Here is a 19,433-nt window from a genome sequence, read left to right as displayed (position 1 = left end):
GCTGATAGCTGATAGCTGATAGCTGATAGCTGATAGCTGATAGCTGATAGCTGATAGCTGATAGCTGATAGCTGATATCTATTCCCTTTTATTTTAGCTACAATACGCGCCGAACAAATTTTAGGTAATAGCCCCCTTGAAAAATCCCCAACATAACTCAGTATTAGTTTTGCGTGCTCAGCAAATTAGCGAATCGCGCCGCGAATTTAATGCCCGTGGCGGCAAAATGGAGCGCTGTGAGCAGTGTTTAATTGCTAAGCATTACTGTATATGTGAGGGGGTAGAACAAGCGCAGTGCGATGCTGGCGTGTGTTTATTAATGTATCATAATGAAAGCTTTAAACCGTCAAACACAGGGCGTTTAATTGCTGAAATAGTCCCTGACAACTATGCATTTAGATGGGACAGAACAGAGCCAAGCGCTGAGCTATTAGCTTTACTAAACAACGCTGATTATCAACCTATGGTGATATTTCCAGCTGAAGATGTAGAGCCGGGCAGGGCAACCACCGAAGTAAACATTGAGCCTGGCAAAAAGCCATTATTTATATTTTTAGATGGTACCTGGCGCGAAGCTAAAAAAATGATCCGCAAAAGCCCGTACCTAGATAATTTACCGGTGTTGTCGATCACCGCTGATAAACTATCAGATTACCGTTTACGCGTTGCACCTCACGCATACCAGTTAGGCACTGCTGAGGTAGGCATTATGGTGTTAGCGCTCGCAGGTGAGCAAGATGCCGCCTTAAAGCTTGAACAGCACTTTATAAAATTTCGTGATGCGTACTTACTTGGTAAGCGAAATAAGGGCAGGCCACAGTAACTTAATTTTAGGCAAAGAAAAGCGCGCTCTATCTCTAGGCGCGCTTGCGGAATCTTCTAATTTTGCATCCTGCAATTGAACTTAATCAACTCCAATTTTTACTTATCCATGTGATTACGATATTACTTTTTAGTTCTATGTAATTTAGGCTATCCGGGCCTATCTCCTTTAAATCCCTGTACATCCTGTAGTGGTAAAAACTATTACCTATTCCTTTTGGCACATCCTAGTGCAGTCCATTAATTTACAATTCCATTGTGTTGCCTCAAGGGCCTGTCCATTTAATTCCTATCACATCCTGTTAAACAACTATCCGCTGTTGTTATCCTTGCTGTATCGTCCTGATACGTTCCTTTGTGCAACAATCCATTGCGATACTCATCCTGAGCCTGTCCTAATTTCCGTGTTGTCCGTAGTAACCTAATCATTGGTTGTTCGAGTAAGCAGTCCATTTCCTTTTACTCGATAAGCATCACTGCTTGGTTGATGTAGTAATTGTAGCGTGCTGGTGCAACTAAAATAGGTTAAAACGGCTATAGATTTACTTATAAAAAATGAGTATTTATAACAAATTAAACAAAAACAACAGCTTACACTAGTTTTGCTGGGTTGTTATAGGTTTTTTTACTCATTAGCTGTCAGCTCTGTAAGAGATGTCTTACGCGGTATTTCCCTTTTGGTCATTAATTACTTATTTACATTTATGTAAAGAGTGTATATTTTCACGTATCACGATAAAATCCCCTGTAAATAATTACTATTTAGGTAAATTGATATGAGAACTGCACTGGCTATACTTACTTGTATTATTAGCGCTTCGCCTGCGTTTGCGAGCGATGTTGTTAATATTTACTCTTTTCGTCAACCGTTTTTAATTCAACCTATTTTAACTGACTTCACTAAGCAAACTGGCATTAAAACGAATGTGGTTTTTGCAAAAAAAGGGTTAATAGAGCGTGTTAAGCGTGAAGGAAAACACAGTAAAGCCGATTTAGTATTAACATCTAATTTTAGTGCACTTATTCAGCTAGAAGATCTAAATTTAACGCAAAGTATTAAAAGTGATCGCATTAAAAACAATATTCCTGCGTCGTATAGAGATAGCGACGGGCAGTGGGTGGCATTAACTAAGCGGGTTCGTAATGTGTATTCATCAAAAGAGCGCCTAGGTGCATTACCTGAACTCACCTACGAAGATTTGGCTAACCCACAGTACAAAGGACAAATTTGTACACGCTCTGGCAAGCACCCTTATAACCTTGGCTTAGTTGCTTCGATGATTGCTCATCACGGCGAGGAAAAAACTAAAACATGGTTAGAAGGTGTTAAAGCTAATTTAGCACGTAAGCCACAAGGTAACGATCGCGCGCAGGTAAAAGCGGTAAAAGAAGGTTTGTGTAATCTTGCTTTAGGTAATAGTTACTACCTTGGCAAAATGCTTCAAGACGACGAGCAAAAAGCGTGGGCTGAGTCTGTTTATATTAATTTTCCTAATCAGCAAAATCGCGGCTCACACATAAATGTTTCGGGTGCTGTCATTACTAAATATGCAAAAAATCCTGATAATGCCCTTAAGCTTATTGAGTTTATGAGCGAAACCAAAGCTCAAAATATGTATGCCTCTGTAAATATGGAGTACCCGGTTAAGCAAGGCGTTGAGCTATCAAGTTTAGTCGCCTCTTGGGGAAGCTTTAAAGAAGACGGCCTAGCACTTGATGAGATCAGTAAATATCGTCCGTTAGCCCTTAAGCTAATAGATGAGGTGAAGTTCGACCTTTAATGAATTTTATATTTAAGCTGTCTAAATGGCAGCTCTTTGCTTGGTCGACAGGGCTTTTATTGTCGGCCCCGCTGTTTTTTCTGATATATGAATCTTTACAAGGCGACTCAGAGGTATTTTCTCATCTGTGGGATACCGTGCTGTGGGATTATATTACTAACACCGTACTGCTTATTTTTGGCGTATGCCTGCTTAGCTGTGCAATTGCGCTACCGCTTGGCTGGCTCAGTGCGTATTGTTCCTTCCCCGGAAAAAAGCAATTTGAATGGGCGCTTATGCTGCCCCTTGCAATGCCTACCTATTTAATAGCCTATGTGTATACCGATTTGCTAGATTACGCTGGCCCTGTGCAAATAGCCCTAAGAGACTGGTTTGATTGGCACTCGCCAACGGATTATTGGTTTTTTGATATTCGCACTTTGCCCGGCGCTATGGTGATGATCGCACTTGTGCTGTATCCGTATTTATTTTTAATTTTTAAAACCGCACTGCGAGAGCAGTCATTTAAGCTAGTGCAAGCTAGTCAATTAATGGGTTTATCGCCTTGGCAAAGCTTTTTTAAGGTAAGTATAGTGCTTTCTCGTGGCTCAATTGTGGCAGCCCTTGCGCTCATAAGCATGGAAACCATGGCCGACTATGCAACGGTAAGTTACTTTGCAGTGAGCACCTTAACCACCGCGGTGTACGATACATGGTTTGGTTATTACTCACTCACGGCTGCAGCGAAAATATCGGGCGTTATGCTGTTACTGCTGTTTTTAGCTTTAATGGCGGAGCGCTTTAGTCGGCGTAACCAAGCCGTGTTTGAGCGTCAATCAGGTGTTAATAGCGAGTCGTTATACAAACTTAAAGGTAAACAAGCATGGCTGGCTACGTCATTTTGCAGTGTTATTTTGCTCATTGCTTTTATTATACCTATGTTGGTATTGCTAAATTATGCAATAACTTACTTTGATAAAGCGTGGAACACGGCATTTTTTAGTTACGCGTGGCAAAGTTTACAAGTAGCTATTATTGTAAGCGTAGCCAGTATAATACTCGCTACACTAATCGTTTTTTATCAGCGTGTGGCAAAGCAAGGCTATTCTTTAATACCTGGTCGCTTAGCGAGCACCGGCTATGCACTGCCAGGTACGGTACTGGCTATTGCTGTGTTATTACCGCTTAGCGCATTAGAAAACTCAATAAATATAGCCCTTGAGAGCTACAACCTAGATATAGGTTTATTACTAACTGGCAGCATTGTCACTATTATACTGGCTTACTTAGTGCGCTTTTATGCCATTGCGCACGGTGCTATAGAATCGAGCTTTGTGCGTATTAGTCCATCACTGGATATGGCTAGCCAATCTATGGGTAAAAGCCAAGGGCAAACACTGCGCTTAGTGCACCTTCCTTTATTACGTCGAGGTCTTTTAACAGCTGCATTGCTTGTATTTATTGAATGTATGAAAGAGCTGCCAGCCGCATTACTATTAAGGCCTTTTGACTTTGAAAGTTTAGCCACACATGTATTTCAATATGTGAGCGATGAGCAGCTTGAGCTTGCCTCTATTTCCGCTTTATTTATTGTTTTAGTTGGGTTGATCCCCTTGTATTTTATTAATCGTTCTATGGAGCAACGCAGTTAAATGAGCCGTTTAAATTTACAAGGTGTGGGTTATCACTACAGTGGCACGCACGTGCTACACAATTTAGATTTAACGGTGGGTCAAGACGAAATTGTGTGTTTGCTCGGGGCCAGCGGCTGCGGTAAAACAACCACCTTAAAAGCAATTGCTGGCCTTATTGAAATAAATGAAGGTAGGGTATTTATAGATGGCAAATGTGTAAGCGACAAGCATACATTTGTATCACCAGAGCATCGTAATATAGGGATGATGTTTCAAGATTATGCCCTGTTTCCGCACCTCAGTGTGGCCGATAATATTGCGTTTGGGCTGGGTAAAATAAGCAAAGTTCAAAAACAGCAACGGGTAGAGGAAATGCTAGAGCTAGTGCATTTAACAGGGTGTGCAAAACGCTACCCTCATCAGCTCTCGGGTGGCCAGCAGCAACGCGTGGCTATTGCGCGGGCTTTGGCTTATAAGCCTAGTTTATTGCTTCTTGATGAGCCTTTTTCGAACATAGATACACAAGTACGTTTTGAGTTAATTGCTGATATTAGGCGCATTATTAAAGCGCAGCAGGTTTCTGCGGTATTTGTTAGCCACTCAAAAGAAGAGGCCTTTGCGTTTTCAGACACGCTAGCCATTATGCACCAAGGAAAAATAGCCCAACAAGGTACACCAGAGCAGCTTTTTGCCATGCCAAAGACAAAGGAGGTTGCAGAGTTTCTGGGTCAGGGCATATACTTAGGCGCAGAAGTGTTAACGGCAACTGAATACACAACGCCTTTTGGTGTCGTGCAATCGCAGCATGAGCATACGCACAGTGCAATAAAAGGGGTGGTGTATATTCGTCCACACCATATTGAGCTTGCGCAAAATACGCAGGCCGATAACCCTCAAGGTGTGAGCATTTTAAGCCGTCGGTTTATAGGCTCGGCTTATGTTTACACTGTTGTAATTGCAGAGCAAGAGATTGAAGTTGCCGCACAATATGGCCAGTCATTTGAAATAAATGAGCAGGTTATAATAAAAATAAAACCTCACACGGTGAATTTTTTCGAATCATAACAAATGTGTTATTCGCTGTGTTTTATAAAGCTAAGGAATAACAATGGCGCAAGCGCAATCTGGGATTTGTGCTGAAGCAAACTTACACGGTTTGCATTTATTTTTTAATGTATTTGATGGTCAAGACGAGTCATTGCGCGCAAAGCTTAAGCGCGTAAGCGCAATTGAAGAAGAGTTTAGTGATCAGTTCTCCGAAGCCATGCTCTCTTGCATGGTGGCTATAGGCGCGCAATATTGGCCGCATATACTACCTGAATATATCCCAAGCGAGCTGCAAAGCTTTCCTAATATAAATCACAGTGATTTTGTTATGCGCGTACAGCCATGTGATTTATTCATACAAATTCGCTCAGACCGAGAAGATGTTAATCACCTTTTTGCATTGCAAATATTAAAGTTGTTTTCGCCCGATGTAGAGCTGGTTGAACAAATTCGCAATTTTAGGTTTTTAGATGGGCGAGACTTTAACGGCTTTATTTATGCAGGCGACACCCCACATGGACGCCAAAAACGAATCACGGCACTGGTTAATAACCCCGACAGCTTTGAACACCAAGGCAGCTATATTCATGTACAGCGTTATAAGCATGACCTGAGCGTATGGCAGCATTTATCACTAAGCGAGCAAGAGCATATTATGGGGCGTACACGTTTAGATAACACCTTAATTGAGCCTAAGGTAGATACGAGCCACGCGACTAGAAGTGAGCTAAAAGATGAAAGCGGCCAAGCAATACTGCTTAACCAAAGCATGCCGTATGGCGATGTTTACGAGCAAGGCATGCTAAGTATTACATGCTCTGCATCGGGAAGTGCGTTTGAAAAGGTACTTAACAGCCGCATAGGAAAAGGGGAGTGTTACGACCACTGGCTTGATTTTACTCAAGCCGATATGGGCTCAGCGTTTTTTGCGCCGTCAGTTAGTTTTTTAAAACAGCTTTAAACCGTATCAAATAAAATGCGTACGCGCTCTAGTGTAATGTCTATTTCAGATATTTTTGCTGGGGCAATAAAAATAGTGTCATCTCCGGCAATTGTGCCCAATACACCATCCGCTTTGCCTAGTGAGTCTAATAAGCGGGCAATTAACTGCGCAGCGCCTGGGCTGGTGGTTATAATAATCATCATTTCGTTATGCATAATATCAATAACAAGCTGACGTAGTGGGCTTTTAGCAGTCGGTACGCCCATTTCTGCGGGTAGGCAATAAACCATTTCTTGTTTAGCATTACGGGTACGCACAGCGCCAAACTTGCTAAGCATGCGCGACACCTTACTTTGGCTTATATTGTCAAAGCCTTGCTCTTTTAATGCTTCGACTATTTCGCCTTGCGAGCCAAAGTTCTCTTCTTTTAAAAGTGCTTTAAACGCTTTTACCAGCGCTTCTTGTTTGTCTTGTGGTTGCATAGTCTTTATTCATTTTTGTTATTTATAATGCAAATTCTACACAAAAATGAATAATTATGCAGCAGTTGTTTAGTTAACTTGCCAGTTTGCTGCGATAAACCAACAAAGTTTACAACTATGGTCGAAAATATACCTGAAATAAGCAGGATAAATTTGTTTTTAGTCGCTAATTTCATTATCTTAAGAGCCACAAATATTTCCTACCTCAAATTACGGAGAATTCCAATGAAAGTTGCTGTATTAGGTGCTGCAGGCGGTATCGGTCAAGCGTTGTCTTTATTATTAAAAACAGGCTTACCAGCTGGTTCTGAATTATCACTTTACGATGTTGCACCAGTTGTACCAGGTGTTGCGGTTGACCTATCTCACATCCCTACAGATGTTAAAGTAGCAGGTTTTGGCGCAGACGATTTAAATAAAGCGCTTGAAGGGTGTGATATCGTACTTATCCCAGCGGGTATGCCACGTAAACCAGGTATGGATCGTGCGGATTTATTTAACGTAAACGCAGGTATCATCAAAACATTAGCAGAAGGCATTGTAGCTAGCTGTCCTAAAGCGTTAGTGGGTGTTATCACTAACCCAGTAAACGGCACTGTGCCAATTGTTGCTGAAGTATTCAAAAAAGCAGGTACTTACGACGCTAAGCGCGTATTTGGTATCACTACGCTTGACGTAATTCGTTCAGAAGCATTTGTTGCTGAGCTTAAAGGCGTAGACGTAGCAACCGTTAAAGTACCAGTAATTGGTGGCCACTCAGGCACAACCATTCTACCTCTACTTTCTCAAGTTGAAGGCGTAAGCTTCACTGAAGAAGAAGTAGCTACACTTACTCCACGTATCCAAAATGCAGGTACTGAAGTAGTAAATGCTAAAGCGGGCGGTGGTTCAGCTACATTATCTATGGGTGCTGCTGCAGCACGTTTTTGTATGTCTTTAGTTAAAGGCCTACAAGGTGAAGACGTAGTAGATTACGCATACGTTGCTGTTGAAAATGGCGATGCAGAGTACTTTGCTCACCCAGTACGTTTAGGCACAAACGGCGTAGAAGAAATTCTTTCTTACGGCGAGCTAAGCGCATTTGAAGAAAAAGCTAAAAACGACATGCTTGAAACTCTGAAAAAAGACATCAAAGAAGGTGTTGATTTCATGGCGTAATAGCCAAGTTATGCACAAAAAAGCCTGCTTATGCAGGCTTTTTTATTGCTCGAAAATTATGGCCCTTAAACACTAATTAAGGGAGGCTGCAAAGTTAGTGATCTCGCTCTACAGCTATACGCGCTAAGCTGATTAACGCTTGCTTGTACTGCGACTCTGCTAAAAAGTCTAAACAGGCAATGGCCTTGTCTGCTTCTTGCTGCGCCTTTTGCATTGTAAATTCAAGTGCGTTGGTTTGTTTAAGTGCCGTTAAAATAGCCTCAAGGTTATCCATACCATTGCAATGCTCAATGGCATCACGAATAAGGGCTCTTTGCTGATCACTGCCGTGCTTCATCGCATATATTAGCGGTAAGGTTGGCTTACCTTCTGCTAAATCATCACCAATATTTTTACCTAATTGGTCAGCGTCTGCGTTGTAATCAAGCACGTCATCAACTAACTGAAAAGCAGTACCTAAATGCATACCATATAAATTAAGCGCATCTAACACACTGTTATCTTGCTCGGTAATAATAGCTGCAAGCCCTGTAGCGGCTTCAAATAATTTAGCCGTTTTAGAGTAAATAACCTGCATGTAACTTGCTTCGGTGGTATTAGGGTCGTTGCAATTCATAAGTTGCAATACTTCACCCTCAGCAATCACGTTGGTGGCATCAGCAAGCACTTGCATAATTTGCATTTTGCCCAGCCCCACCATAAGTTGAAACGAGCGGGTGTAAATAAAATCCCCAACCAGCACGCTGGCAGCATTACCAAATTCGGCATTTGCAGTCGGTGTACCACGGCGCAGGTTAGATTCATCAACAACATCATCATGTAATAGTGTTGCAGTATGAATAAATTCAACAATCGTTGCCAAAGTAATGTGATCTTTACCTTGGTAACCCAAAGCTCTTGCTGCCAATATTGCCAGCATCGGGCGTACGCGTTTGCCGCCGCTGTTAACGATGTACAAACCAAGTTGATTGACTAACGCCACATCTGAGCGCATTTGCGCGTGTATAAGTTGATTGACGTCATTCATATCGCTTTCGATTAACGCCTGGATAGCTTTTATATCCATTGATCTCCGAGCCAATTTTTATGTGTGAACGGCGCTGATTGTACAACAAAAAAAGCACTAGCTCGATATTTTGTGACGATTCATTAAAAAAACCGAGTTAAAAACCTTAATTAGCGCTTAATTAGGGTATTTAATTGTATATTTCACACTCAAAGCGCGACTATTTATTGCGCAGTCAATGGGTTCTGGAGTAGGCATAGCGACACGTAAATTTATTTTGTCTTTGCACTAAAAAGCGCTTGGCAACAGGGCAATTTAATATAAAATGGGGGAAATATTGAATTGCTCTCAATGCAGCTACTTTTTATTCATTTTAATTACAAAATAGGCTTGCTAGTTTTTATGCATTAGCGTAAACTTCGCGCCCTATCGAAGAATATTTTAGTTGCGTCGATTTGAGGGCGCACAGACGGAGTTAATTATGTACGCGGTTTTCCAAAGTGGTGGTAAACAGCATCGTGTGACTGAAGGTCAAACGATTCGTCTTGAAAAATTAGACGTTGAAACTGGTGCAGCAGTTGAATTTGATTCAGTACTTTTAGTTGCTGATGGTGAGAAAATCGAGATCGGTGTACCGTTCGTAAACGGTGGTAAAGTAACAGCTGAGGTTGTTTCACATGGTCGCGGTGAGAAGATTAAGGTTGTTAAATTTAGACGCCGTAAGCATTCTCGTAAGCAAATGGGCCATCGTCAATGGTTCACTGAAGTTAAAATCACTGGCATTAGCGCTTAATTAGAGGTACTTAGAAATGGCACATAAAAAAGCAGCTGGTAGTACTCGTAACGGTCGCGATTCAGAAAGCAAACGCCTAGGTGTTAAGCGTTTTGGTGGCGAATCAGTTCTAGCGGGTAGCATCATTGTTCGTCAACGTGGTACTCGTTTCCACGCTGGCGCAAACGTAGGTATCGGTAAAGACCACACTATCTTCGCAAAAGCAGATGGTAAAGTTCAATTTGAACAAAAAGGTCCTTTAAACCGTAAATACGTAACTATCGTAGCTGAGTAATCAGTAAGGTAGTAAAAAACCCCGCCTTTGCGGGGTTTTTTGTTTTCAGAAACGTCAAATATATACCCAAGCCTGCATTTACGTTGGCTTGGGTATATAATAGTTAAATTAAAGCCAATCCCTAAAGTGAGTAATCATGAAGTTTGTAGATGAAGTAGAAATTCGCGCAGAAGCTGGTGACGGCGGCAGCGGTGTCGTGTCTTTCCGTCGAGAAAAATATGTACCAGACGGTGGCCCGGACGGCGGTGACGGTGGAGACGGTGGTAGTGTTTATCTACAAGCTGATGAAAACTTAAATACCCTAATTGATTACCAGTTTGAGCGTTTTCACCGTGCCGAGCGTGGTACTAATGGTCAAAGCCGTAACTGTACAGGTAAAAAGGGCGAAGACTTGGTAGTAAAAGTACCTGTGGGTACACGTATTACCGACGTTGACACTCAAGAGGCGTTAGGCGATTTAACGCAGCATGGTCAAAAAATTGTGGTTGCAAAAGGTGGTTTCCATGGCTTGGGGAATGCACGTTTTAAATCAAGTACTAACCGTGCTCCACGTCAAAAAACGTTAGGTACTCCAGGTGAAGTTCGTAACCTTAAATTAGAGCTTATGCTACTTGCCGATGTAGGCCTATTAGGGTTGCCAAATGCAGGTAAATCAACGTTTATTCGCAGTGTATCTGCAGCAAAGCCAAAAGTAGCTGATTACCCGTTTACCACGCTAATTCCTAATTTAGGGGTTGTGCGCCCAGAGGCTAACAAATCGTTTGTAATAGCCGATATTCCGGGCTTAATTGAAGGGGCCTCAGACGGTGCTGGCCTAGGTATTCGCTTTTTGAAGCATTTAGAGCGTTGTCGTGTATTGTTGCACGTGATTGATGTTATGCCTGTTGATGGTTCAAACCCTGTTGATAATGCATTTGCCATTATTAACGAGTTACACCAATACAGCCCTAAGCTTGCAGAAAAGCCACGCTGGTTAGTGTTTAATAAAATAGACCTATTACCAGAAGATGAAGCGCAAGCTTTGTGTGAGCAAATTGCGCAAGAGCTAGGTGAAGAAGAAAACGTTTACCGTATTTCAGCAGTCAATAAGCTTAATACTCAGCCATTAATTCACGATATTATGGCATTACTTGATAGCATGCCTAAAGAGAAGTTCGTTGAGATTGAAGACGAAGAAGTTGAGTTCAAGTGGGATACTTATCATCAAAAAGCAACCAAAGGCGATGATGATGATTGGGACGACTGGGATGAAGACGACTACGATGTAGAAGTCGTCTACGAGCGTTAATAAAAAACATATTTTAAAAAGGAGCATAAGCTCCTTTTTTATTTTTTAAGAATAAAGTACTAGGTATTTGATGTGATAATTTCAATGATCGCCGCAATGGCAAACAACCGTGTAATTGGTCTTGATAATAAAATGCCGTGGCATTTACCCGCCGATCTACAGCATTTTAAAAAGGTAACAACAGGCAAACCTGTCGTTATGGGGCGTAAAACATTTGAATCGATAGGTCGTCCTTTACCTGGGCGTCGCAACATAATTATTACCCGTAATAGCCAGTATAGCGCTCAAGGTATTGAGACGGTCAGCACCCCAGAGGCTGCGCTAGAGCTAGTTAAAGCCGAAGAAGAGGTGATGATAATTGGCGGTGGTAATATTTATCAGCAGTTTTTACCAAGGGCCGATCGTTTATATTTAACCTTTATAGATTTAGAGGTTGAAGGGGATACGCAGTTTCCAGATTACCAAGCGGTAGCAACGTGGAAAAACGTCGACGAACAGGCAAATAAACCCGACGAAAAGAATCAATATAGTTATAAATTCGTAACTTTATATAAAAAAGATTAACATTATTGCGAAACTTACAGCAGGTTGGTACAATATTAGACAATCAACATAGGTAAAAAGTACCATAAAGGGTGTTTCATGTTTAAATTGTCAAAGCTAATTGTTATTACAGCCGTTGCTGCTGGTTCGTTAATGTATACCGTGCCTGCTAAAGCCAATGATCAATTAGCAGTATCTATTTGTGAATATATCGCAGCTGATGATAAAAACCGTTTACGTAGTAAACTAAAAAGCTCACGTGTAAAAATTCGCAATATTTACGATGCTATTCAATGTAATGGTAATAATTTACTTCGCCATGCTGTAGTTAGTAACGCTGTTGACTCGGGCGAGTACATAGTTAAAAACTTATCAAAAAGCGCACTGTCTGATGGCGCTGATATAGCATGGGCTGAAGGCAATGGCCACGGTGGCTCACCGTTAATTGCTGTAATTAAAGACCGTGCAGGCCTTTAATTAACACAATAAAATAAAACCGCGCGGGTCGCGGTTTTTTTGTGCCTGGCGTTAGCTAATACGCAGCGCTTTAGTAATGGTGATAGCTGTATTAAGCCTCTTATAATTTGCACACCCAAGTGATGAAACTCTCACCTTATAATTAACCCGCGTTTCTTATCTTTAATAGCATATAAATTAAGTTGCTTGGTTTAATAAAGGCGCTGTATTCGCTAAGCCTTTACTCGTATATTTGGGGCAAATATACGTGTTTTCCCTGAGTTACATAAAATTGTCATAAATAGTTAATAGTCTACGCGCTTAAACAATAGGGGTTGTTATTTATGCGCGTATCATCTTTTACTCGGCTGTTAGCCATACTGTTAACATTGGCAAGTATTTTATTAGCCATCACACTATTATGGGCAAGCCAAACTTTACTTAAGCTTGAGCAACAAGACAGCGCATACAGTAAATTAAAAAACACGATTTTAGTGGATTTAGCCGGTGACTTAGGCAGTTATCTAGAACAAGGTGATAGCCAATACTTAAATCAATCATCAGCCCTAATTGAACAAGTAAAAACACAGCAACTCGCAGTACTCCCCTCGGTACTTGCCGAGCAATTAAATGATCAGCTCAGCACGTTAGATACCGATATTAAAGGTAAGTATAGAGCGCTGGGTAAATTGTCGGGCAACGAAACGGCGTTACTTGATAATGCAATTCGCCAAATGGCCGGCTCAGCCTCGTCACTGATTGGTTATGCAAAAAAATCCCCTAATCAAAATAGCGATGCGCAAGCTTATTACACACTGGGCGCTGATTACTATAACGAGGTGACCAACCTTGCCTTATTTACTTATCAACTAATCGTAAGTTACGACAGCAATACTGAACAAAGTTTGCAGCAAAGTATTGCTAATTTAAATGCGTTAGCAGCCAAAATAGAGCAACTCCCTAATCTAGGTGTTATGAGCGAAGTTGACGAAGATGCTTTATTTTTTGACGAAGAAGCTGAAGATTTGGCCGATGAAATAAAATCTGAAATTACCAGCTGGCCTAACCGCTACCCCCGCGATTTAGCCAGTACATTAGCGCAAGCCCAGCAACGAGAAGCGGGCACCAATGAATTGCGTGAGCAAATTAGCTTGCTCTCTAAAACCGTTATTTATGCAGAGCAGCAACTAAAACATGCACAAGGGGCGCTTAAAGAAAACGTATTTTGGGTATTTTGCTTTGCTATTGGCGCTTTGGTGATACTAGCCGCGGGTGTTTATATTGTGCAGCGTAACCAAGTGCTCAACCCATTAAGGCAACTCAGAGACGGGTTTGCCTTTTTAATTGAAAGTAACGAGCTTAAGAATATTGAAAGTAAGAACCCAAAAACAGAGGTTGGCGAAATAGCCAGTTACTTTAATTTATTAATTGAGCGACAGCGCAAAGAGGCTCAAGAGCGTGCCCAAATGCTAAAAGTGGTAAATGATTTTATGCAGCAAATGAGTGAGCATTTGCAAACTATTAGTCATAAAGCGTCTACAAGTCATGGGCAAGTGGAGCAAAACCAACATTTACTTGCTGATATTCAACAAATTGGCGAGCAGGTAAATAATATTAATGCCCAAGTGGCTGATAACGCCCAGCACACTTTTAGTGCAATGGAGCAAAGCTTAGGCTTTGCACAAAGCATGCTAAGTGCCAGCTCAGATACGCAAACACGGGTTGAGCAAAGTATGCAAAACCTACAAGAGCTGCTTGCGGGGGTTGAAGGCGTTGGGCAAATTATTGAAGTGATCCGCAATATTGCCGATCAAACAAACCTACTAGCGTTAAATGCAGCAATTGAGTCAGCACGTGCTGGCGAGCATGGCCGAGGCTTTGCTGTTGTAGCTGATGAAGTACGCCAGCTTGCCCGTCAAACTCAAGGCTCATTGAGCGATATTAATGAGCAGCTCACACTACTGAGCGAAAAGTCGGGCACAGTATCTACACAAATTGCGGCCTTAGCAGATGGCGCGCAGTCGCAAACACAAAACGCGCAAGAGCTAAAAGTAAACTCAGAGGGCGTGGCCGATAACGCTCAGCAAGCCAACAAAGTGGCCTTTGAGGCCATGGAGCTGGCTAAACAGCAAAGTAATTTGCTAGATAACTTTAGCCAGTCAATGCAAAGTATGAAAGGCCAAGTAAGCGAATCAAGCTTACTTGTTGACGATATTCATAGCCAGTTACAACAGCAAATGCAAACCATAAAAGTAAACCTTGGCTTGTAAATACCTGCTAACACAAAGGTAATTAGCGTTATACTGTAGGCTCATTAATCAAATGCTTTAAGGATTTATCATGATTGAACAAGGTCAAACGTTACCCGCAGTTACATTAACGCAGCTAACAGACGAAGGCATGCAAACTCACACTAACGCTGAGCTTTTTAATGGTAAAAAGGTTGTGCTTTTTGCTGTACCGGGTGCATTTACGCCTACCTGTTCAAATGCGCATTTACCTGAATTTATAAACCTTAGTGATAAAATTAAAGCAAAAGGTATTGCGGCAATTTACTGTGTATCGGTTAACGATGCTTTTGTAATGAAAGCGTGGGGAGAATCTCAAAATGCCCAACAAATCGACATGTTAGCAGATGGCGATGGCAGTTTTACTAAAGCGTTAGGGCTTGATAAAGACACCGGCAGTTTTGGTGGAACACGCTCTACGCGCTATGCAATGGTAGTCGACGATAATGTAGTAACAGGACTGTTTGTTGAAAAAGACAAAGAGTTTTCAGTAAGCCGTGCTGAATCTGTGTTAGAAAAACTATAATCGCATTATTAAAGCCCTAAGTGCATGCACTTAGGGCCTTTTAATTATGGCTGGTATTGGCCACTTAATGTTAAACCCGAAAAGGTTCTGTAAGCGTTAACGCTTAAATGCCACGTACCCGCTTGCGGATTGCTAAACGTACATGTTTCTGCGTTGCCGTTTTTATAAGGACGACAATCGTAGCTAGATGCGGTAGGTTGGCTGCCAAACTTAACAAATAAGTCAGCATCACCTGTACCACCTGAGGTGGTGACTGTAAATGTGCTCATTCCTGCTGGCACATCTAAGGTATAGTGCTTCCAGTTACCTGTTGTAGCCGTTACATCGCTCACCGTGCCGCCACCGGCTTCTGGTGTAGTTGAACCGCCACCTGTAGAACCACCTGTAATATTACCCACTAAACTAACGCCAGAATAAGCCGAGTAGCCACGAAGCATTACATGGTATGTACCAGCTGTTGGGTTATCAATAGAACACTCCTCGCTATTACCGCCTTTGTACGGACGACAATCGTAGCTTGAGGTAGTTGGTTGGCTGCCTGCGCGTACGTATAAATCTGCATCGCCGCTACCGCCACTCATTGTGAATGTAACATTCGTTGCACCACTTGGCACAGTCATCGTGTAATACGCTTGTGAACTTGCAGCGCCGCTTAAGCCTGTTTTAGCTTCGCCATCTGTCAGTTCGCTATCGCCACCGGTAGGAGGTGTTGTACCGCCACTTGCTGCGGCTACAGCGGCTGCTGCATCAACAATACCTGTACCACAACTTGTACACGTTGCTGGGAATGAGCGGGTGGTCGATTTTAAAATGCTTTCTATTTCATCTGGGGTAGCATTTGGTTTAGCTTGCTTTATCAGGGCTGCAACACCGGCAACATGAGGCGCCGCCATTGATGTACCTTGAGAGAACGCATAGCTATCGCTTGAAGGTGTAGACGAGCCTGAGTTATAGGTTGATAAAACGCCTTCAGAGTCGTTTGCAAAGCTTTGTGCGCCGCCCGGCGCTGCAACATCAATATTGCTACCGTAGTTTGAATAATATGCTCGTCCGCCGTTACGACCAACAGAGGCAACATTAACAACGCCACTACAGTTACCTGGATTATAGTTTGCTGAGTTATCGTTATCATTACCGGCAGCAATAACCACGACTGCACCGTTGCTGCGTGCTGTGTTAATTGCGTTTTGTGTGGTAGAGCTACACGAGCCGCTGCCACCTAAGCTCATGTTAATTACATCAGCAGGGTTTGAGTTGGCAGGAATGCCCGATACATTTCCGCCAGATGCCCAAATAATGCCATCAGCAATGTCTGACGTTAAACCACCACACTTACCAAGTACACGTACAGGCACAACTTTAGCGCCATAAGCCACACCGGCAACACCTTCACCGTTATTAGTAACAGCCGCAACCGTACCTGCTACGTGCGTACCGTGCCAGCTTGAGCCTTGTGCGCCGTTATTTCCACATTCGCCAGCGGCTACAGCATCGCCCGGATCGCGTGCGTCACTGTCGCGACCGCCGCCATCATTAGCTACCGATAGGTTAGAGATCATATCGTAACCCGGTAAAATGTTAGCATTTAAATCAACATGAGGGCGGTAGCCAGTATCAAGTACCGCAACCACTACGCCACTGCCTGTTGCAGTATCCCATGCGGTTGGTAAGTTTAGGCCGCCCGCTTGCTCATAGTAGTGCCATTGGTCGCCGTAACGAGGGTCATTAGGCGTTGCAAATGGTTTTAACATTTGATCCACTTCAATGTATTCAACATTGCCAGAATCAACCATTTCTTGCATAAATTCTTGTGCTTCTGCAGCGCTTAGTTTTTTATCTGCGCGCATAACGTGGTGGTTATTAAGCGCCATTGCTCGGATGTACTTCGCTTTTACTTTACCTTTTTTAGAAGCGAAATTTTTTACAAAGCGTTGAGCACGCTTTTTCATATTTGCAGGGCTTGCGTCAGCAGACGAAATGCTTAGCATATCGTTCGCGCTATTTTTGTACTTAATAATAAACTGAGTTTCAAAACCCGATTGGCTTTGTAGTTTGGCTGTGGTTTCTGCCATAGAGGTAGACACATCTTGGGCAACACTTGCAGATGCTGCAAATACCGTACTAATAGTGAGCGCGATAGCGCAACGCTTAAATGATTTACTTGTTGTCATAATTATCCCTAGTTGTTATTAGTTAGTTCGTAATATTAAATTACGAAACAGAAACAAAGGTAAATGATCTGTTAATTTCTTTAAAATAATAATTGCTTATGTACCTATTTCTTTTAGTTATAACCTAGGTGTACGGTGCCTTTGTCGTTGTTTAGTATTTATCATACAAAACAAAAATAAGTATAAAGGATTGTTATTTTTAAGCTGTTTAGAAAAGCCATAACTAGTCTCGGTTACATTTGTTGCTATAAATTTAATAATAAATTCTATTCAGAGTGTTTAAACAAACTTTGCTATAATTGGGCAAATTTTTGAGTAGGGCGAAGTAATGAATCAAGTAGATGTAATTGTGATTGGCGCAGGTGCAGCCGGATTAATGAGTGCAGCACAAGCAGGTTATCGCGGGCGTAGCGTTACAGTGCTTGATATGGGCAAAAAGCCTGGTCGAAAAATTTTAATAAGTGGTGGTGGGCGTTGTAATTTTACCAATGAAAATGCCAGTCCAGAAAACTACTTATGCAGTAACCCTCACTTTGTTAAATCGTGCTTAAGCCGCTATACACAACACGATTTTATTGAGCTGGTGGATCGCCACGGCTTGGTATACCATCATAAAACCTTAGGCCAATTGTTTTGCGATAACAGCGCGCAAGATATAGTTGATATACTACTTACCGAATGCGAGTGGGCTGGTGTTAATATTAAATTGCGCAGCGAAGTGTTAAATGTGGCTAAAACCGATATTGGCTACCGTGTTACCACTGAGCAAGAAACACTTACTTGTGAATCGCTAGTTATCGCATCGGGCGGTTTAACAATGCCCAAGCTTGGCGCCACTCCTATAGGCTATAAAATTGCAGAGCAGTTTGGCTTAAACGTACTACCTACCATGGCGGCGCTTGTGCCATTTACTTTGCATCAACACGATAAAGAACGCTTTGAAGGGCTTTCAGGAATTAGTATACCGTGCGAAGTGTCTAGCGAAGACGGCACTGTATTTAAAGAGAATATTTTGTTTACTCACCGAGGTTTATCGGGGCCTGCGATATTGCAAATAAGCTCATTTTGGCGAGCAGGGCAGGCAGTAAGCATAAACTTGCTCCCTGATCTCGATTTAAAACAGCAACTGGCTGATTGGCGAGAAACACAAGCCCAAAAATCATTAAAAAACAGCCTTGCGACTATTTTACCCAAACGCTTTATAGACATACTGCACGACAGCAAAGCGATTCCAGATTGTAATATTAATCAGCTTACCCATGCTCAAATAGATGAGTTAGCAAGCTATATTCACGCATGGCAAATAAAACCTAATGGCACAGAGGGCTATCGCACCGCCGAGGTAACTTTGGGCGGCGTTGATACCGATGAGCTGAGCTCTAAAACCTTTGAAGCTAAAAAAGCCAAAGGCTTATATTTTATAGGCGAAGTAACCGATGTAACGGGTTGGCTTGGGGGTTACAACTTCCAGTATGCGTGGAGCTGTGGATTTGCTGCAGGGCAATATGCTTAAACTAGCTTATTAGATTCTAGATGAAGACAATTAGATGCAAACAAAGACATTCCATAATCAAATAAAGACAAATATAGGCTAGAGTTGTTACATTATCGGAACTGATATTATTAGATACATTAATGTTGAAGTGATGAAGTTTTTAATGTTGTTATCTGCTGGGGGCTGAAACCATTGCGAAGTAATTCAAAATCACAGAGTTCAACGGTAGCTTTTTTACCTTCACCGACTACTTTGTAAGTACTGCCGCTTGCTGTTTTTATCAGGTTTTTCTTTGGCTTTATTTTAACCAATTTGGAAGTGCAATTATAATCACCTTTGCTGAATCTAAAAGAATTATCTTCAACACAGATACCCCACAAAACTTTACCGATGTTATGTTCTTTATTTTTGACCGTCACTATTTGCCAATCACAAACTATAGTATCCATAAATCACCCTTATCCCATGAGCAATAAAGTTCGATAGTAGGAAGTTTGTGGCTAAAAGCACAGTAAATAAGTGGATCTAATCTTGTGTTTTTCATTCAAAATTTTGTGAACGACTGCAAAACGTGCAGTTTAAGTATCTTCTCTTACTCAATAACGCTGGGCTTATTTATTCTTGTTGCAGGTATTCTTGAAGACGACTGGTCAGGTTAAGGGAGTTAAGGTTGTAGTGGCATAGTTAATTTGGCCACCCATTAAGAAAGAAATGTTATGCTAATAAGCATACAAATTTGGGTGAAAA

Annotated in this window: 18 protein-coding genes; 14 read left to right on the top strand and 4 right to left on the bottom strand. The window is 41.9% G+C overall.

Features of this window, described 5'->3' with window-relative positions; translation table 11 throughout:
• Window positions 1–136 precede the first annotated feature (136 nt).
• From MTF64_RS19640 to MTF64_RS19620, 5 genes are all read left to right on the top strand, one after another.
• Window positions 137–823, top strand: coding sequence for a tRNA-uridine aminocarboxypropyltransferase (locus MTF64_RS19640; protein WP_055014274.1), 687 nt, complete (start codon window positions 137–139; stop codon window positions 821–823).
• A 775-nt stretch (window positions 824–1,598) separates the two neighbouring features.
• Window positions 1,599–2,603: a Fe(3+) ABC transporter substrate-binding protein gene (locus MTF64_RS19635; protein ID WP_029773350.1), complete on the top strand. Its 1,005-nt coding sequence runs from the start codon at window positions 1,599–1,601 to the stop codon at window positions 2,601–2,603.
• The gene (locus MTF64_RS19630) at window positions 2,603–4,234 is read left to right on the top strand and encodes an iron ABC transporter permease (protein ID WP_248452423.1); all 1,632 of its coding nucleotides are present in this window, start codon (window positions 2,603–2,605) and stop codon (window positions 4,232–4,234) included. The genes MTF64_RS19635 and MTF64_RS19630 overlap by 1 nt, the downstream gene beginning before the upstream one ends.
• Complete coding sequence (locus MTF64_RS19625) at window positions 4,235–5,281, top strand: ABC transporter ATP-binding protein (protein ID WP_248452422.1); 1,047 nt, start codon at window positions 4,235–4,237, stop codon at window positions 5,279–5,281.
• A 43-nt stretch (window positions 5,282–5,324) separates the two neighbouring features.
• Entirely contained in the window at window positions 5,325–6,224 is a 900-nt protein-coding gene (locus MTF64_RS19620) for a Dyp-type peroxidase (RefSeq protein ID WP_004587917.1), read from the top strand.
• On the opposite strand, the gene argR is transcribed toward MTF64_RS19620, so the two are convergent.
• Window positions 6,221–6,688 (bottom strand): transcriptional regulator ArgR, encoded by a 468-nt coding sequence (argR, locus tag MTF64_RS19615; RefSeq protein WP_004587918.1) that lies wholly within the window; start codon window positions 6,686–6,688, stop codon window positions 6,221–6,223. The two genes, MTF64_RS19620 and argR, sit on opposite strands and share 4 nt — an antisense overlap.
• A gap of 225 nt (window positions 6,689–6,913) precedes the next feature.
• Here argR and mdh point away from each other — a divergent pair, with 225 nt between their 5' ends.
• Entirely contained in the window at window positions 6,914–7,846 is a 933-nt protein-coding gene (gene mdh, locus MTF64_RS19610; protein ID WP_004587919.1) for a malate dehydrogenase, read from the top strand.
• Window positions 7,847–7,940: 94 nt separating this feature from the next.
• Here mdh and ispB read toward each other — a convergent pair whose 3' ends face one another.
• A complete protein-coding gene (gene ispB, locus MTF64_RS19605) occupies window positions 7,941–8,912 on the bottom strand; it encodes an octaprenyl diphosphate synthase (RefSeq protein WP_054982281.1) in 972 nt (323 codons plus the stop codon).
• Between the two features lie 421 nt (window positions 8,913–9,333).
• Here ispB and rplU point away from each other — a divergent pair, with 421 nt between their 5' ends.
• The 7 genes from rplU (at window position 9,334) to MTF64_RS19570 (ending at window position 15,020) form a co-directional block, all read left to right on the top strand.
• The gene (gene rplU / locus MTF64_RS19600) at window positions 9,334–9,645 is read left to right on the top strand and encodes a 50S ribosomal protein L21 (RefSeq protein WP_004587921.1); all 312 of its coding nucleotides are present in this window, start codon (window positions 9,334–9,336) and stop codon (window positions 9,643–9,645) included.
• A 16-nt stretch (window positions 9,646–9,661) separates the two neighbouring features.
• A complete protein-coding gene (gene rpmA, locus MTF64_RS19595) occupies window positions 9,662–9,919 on the top strand; it encodes a 50S ribosomal protein L27 (RefSeq protein ID WP_004587922.1) in 258 nt (85 codons plus the stop codon).
• A gap of 136 nt (window positions 9,920–10,055) precedes the next feature.
• Window positions 10,056–11,207 carry an Obg family GTPase CgtA gene (gene cgtA, locus MTF64_RS19590; RefSeq protein ID WP_004587923.1) on the top strand — a complete coding sequence of 384 codons (1,152 nt, stop codon included), beginning with the start codon at window positions 10,056–10,058 and terminating at the stop codon, window positions 11,205–11,207.
• A gap of 72 nt (window positions 11,208–11,279) precedes the next feature.
• Window positions 11,280–11,771: a type 3 dihydrofolate reductase gene (folA, locus tag MTF64_RS19585; RefSeq protein WP_248452421.1), complete on the top strand. Its 492-nt coding sequence runs from the start codon at window positions 11,280–11,282 to the stop codon at window positions 11,769–11,771.
• A gap of 78 nt (window positions 11,772–11,849) precedes the next feature.
• Complete coding sequence (locus MTF64_RS19580; RefSeq protein WP_004587925.1) at window positions 11,850–12,227, top strand: DUF3718 domain-containing protein; 378 nt, start codon at window positions 11,850–11,852, stop codon at window positions 12,225–12,227.
• A gap of 323 nt (window positions 12,228–12,550) precedes the next feature.
• Window positions 12,551–14,476 (top strand): methyl-accepting chemotaxis protein, encoded by a 1,926-nt coding sequence (locus MTF64_RS19575; RefSeq protein WP_248452420.1) that lies wholly within the window; start codon window positions 12,551–12,553, stop codon window positions 14,474–14,476.
• Window positions 14,477–14,546: 70 nt separating this feature from the next.
• A complete protein-coding gene (locus MTF64_RS19570) occupies window positions 14,547–15,020 on the top strand; it encodes a peroxiredoxin (protein WP_248452419.1) in 474 nt (157 codons plus the stop codon).
• Window positions 15,021–15,064: 44 nt separating this feature from the next.
• Here MTF64_RS19570 and MTF64_RS19565 read toward each other — a convergent pair whose 3' ends face one another.
• Window positions 15,065–17,191, bottom strand: a complete 2,127-nt coding sequence (locus MTF64_RS19565; protein WP_248452418.1) for a S8 family peptidase — start codon at window positions 17,189–17,191, stop codon at window positions 15,065–15,067.
• A gap of 328 nt (window positions 17,192–17,519) precedes the next feature.
• On the opposite strand from MTF64_RS19565, the gene MTF64_RS19560 reads away from it, so the two are divergent.
• Window positions 17,520–18,704 carry an NAD(P)/FAD-dependent oxidoreductase gene (locus MTF64_RS19560; RefSeq protein ID WP_248452417.1) on the top strand — a complete coding sequence of 395 codons (1,185 nt, stop codon included), beginning with the start codon at window positions 17,520–17,522 and terminating at the stop codon, window positions 18,702–18,704.
• A 119-nt stretch (window positions 18,705–18,823) separates the two neighbouring features.
• Here the strand turns inward: MTF64_RS19560 and MTF64_RS19555 are convergent, their stop codons facing one another.
• Window positions 18,824–19,135 (bottom strand): hypothetical protein, encoded by a 312-nt coding sequence (locus MTF64_RS19555; RefSeq protein WP_248452416.1) that lies wholly within the window; start codon window positions 19,133–19,135, stop codon window positions 18,824–18,826.
• Between the last annotated feature and the right edge of the window lie 298 nt (window positions 19,136–19,433).

The organism is Pseudoalteromonas sp. 2CM41L (genome assembly GCF_023161905.1).
Lineage (GTDB): Bacteria > Pseudomonadota > Gammaproteobacteria > Enterobacterales > Alteromonadaceae > Pseudoalteromonas > Pseudoalteromonas atlantica.
This window is presented reverse-complemented; position numbering and strand designations above follow the sequence as displayed.

What these genes read in the sequence shown, in the direction of transcription:
- ispB (WP_054982281.1), bottom strand. Translation starts at nt 8,912, where the DNA reads ATGGATATAAAAGCTATCCAGGCGTTAATCGAAAGCGATATGAATGAC.
- MTF64_RS19580 (WP_004587925.1), top strand. Translation starts at nt 11,850, where the DNA reads ATGTTTAAATTGTCAAAGCTAATTGTTATTACAGCCGTTGCTGCTGGT.
- MTF64_RS19635 (WP_029773350.1), top strand. Translation starts at nt 1,599, where the DNA reads ATGAGAACTGCACTGGCTATACTTACTTGTATTATTAGCGCTTCGCCT.
- cgtA (WP_004587923.1), top strand. Translation starts at nt 10,056, where the DNA reads ATGAAGTTTGTAGATGAAGTAGAAATTCGCGCAGAAGCTGGTGACGGC.
- argR (WP_004587918.1), bottom strand. Translation starts at nt 6,688, where the DNA reads ATGCAACCACAAGACAAACAAGAAGCGCTGGTAAAAGCGTTTAAAGCA.
- rplU (WP_004587921.1), top strand. Translation starts at nt 9,334, where the DNA reads ATGTACGCGGTTTTCCAAAGTGGTGGTAAACAGCATCGTGTGACTGAA.
- MTF64_RS19620 (WP_004587917.1), top strand. Translation starts at nt 5,325, where the DNA reads ATGGCGCAAGCGCAATCTGGGATTTGTGCTGAAGCAAACTTACACGGT.
- MTF64_RS19630 (WP_248452423.1), top strand. Translation starts at nt 2,603, where the DNA reads ATGAATTTTATATTTAAGCTGTCTAAATGGCAGCTCTTTGCTTGGTCG.
- MTF64_RS19625 (WP_248452422.1), top strand. Translation starts at nt 4,235, where the DNA reads ATGAGCCGTTTAAATTTACAAGGTGTGGGTTATCACTACAGTGGCACG.
- MTF64_RS19555 (WP_248452416.1), bottom strand. Translation starts at nt 19,135, where the DNA reads ATGGATACTATAGTTTGTGATTGGCAAATAGTGACGGTCAAAAATAAA.
- rpmA (WP_004587922.1), top strand. Translation starts at nt 9,662, where the DNA reads ATGGCACATAAAAAAGCAGCTGGTAGTACTCGTAACGGTCGCGATTCA.
- MTF64_RS19565 (WP_248452418.1), bottom strand. Translation starts at nt 17,191, where the DNA reads ATGACAACAAGTAAATCATTTAAGCGTTGCGCTATCGCGCTCACTATT.
- MTF64_RS19570 (WP_248452419.1), top strand. Translation starts at nt 14,547, where the DNA reads ATGATTGAACAAGGTCAAACGTTACCCGCAGTTACATTAACGCAGCTA.
- MTF64_RS19560 (WP_248452417.1), top strand. Translation starts at nt 17,520, where the DNA reads ATGAATCAAGTAGATGTAATTGTGATTGGCGCAGGTGCAGCCGGATTA.
- mdh (WP_004587919.1), top strand. Translation starts at nt 6,914, where the DNA reads ATGAAAGTTGCTGTATTAGGTGCTGCAGGCGGTATCGGTCAAGCGTTG.
- MTF64_RS19575 (WP_248452420.1), top strand. Translation starts at nt 12,551, where the DNA reads ATGCGCGTATCATCTTTTACTCGGCTGTTAGCCATACTGTTAACATTG.